General features: G+C 59.7%; 1 protein-coding gene. It reads right to left on the bottom strand.

Going from position 1 to position 484, the window contains the following annotated elements; all coding sequences use genetic code 11:
• Positions 1-71: 71 nt before the first annotated feature.
• Positions 72-484: ATP-binding cassette domain-containing protein (locus AB4Z23_RS28355; protein ID WP_441361291.1), on the bottom strand; the 413-nt coding region annotated here is incomplete at its 5' end.

Below are 484 nucleotides of genomic sequence, written 5' to 3'. Positions count from 1 at the left end.
CTGTCGCGCGACCGCGCCAGCAATCGCTGATAAATTCCGCCCCATCTGTTTCAGGATGAGGCTGAATCTTTTCAGGGGTTTGGGGCTGTAATTTCAGAATGCGACTCATTGATTATTACGCTCGGCAACGCGATGACCTGATCGCCGGCGCGGATGCTGCTCTGGCGATGGGTGATGGCGATGATGGTAATATCGCTGTCGACCCGTCTTAGCTGATCCATGATTTCGCGCTCCGTTTCCTCGTCCAGCGCCGAGCTTGCCTCATCGAGGAGCAGAATGGATGGTTCGCCATAAAGCGCGCGGGCAATCGCCACCCGCTGGCGCTCGCCGCCGGAGAGTTTCAGCCCCCTTTCGCCGACGACGGTATCGAACCCTTCCGGCATTGCCTGAATCCGGTCGAGTATGGCGGCGCGCTCTGCGGAGCGGCGCAGCCTTTCCTCGTCTAGCACCCGCCCGAGCACGATATTGCTGCGCAGTGTATCGT

Origin of the sequence: Agrobacterium sp. MCAB5 (assembly GCF_052114365.1) — a bacterium.
In the GTDB taxonomy this organism is placed as follows: domain Bacteria; phylum Pseudomonadota; class Alphaproteobacteria; order Rhizobiales; family Rhizobiaceae; genus Agrobacterium; species Agrobacterium tumefaciens.
This window is presented reverse-complemented; position numbering and strand designations above follow the sequence as displayed.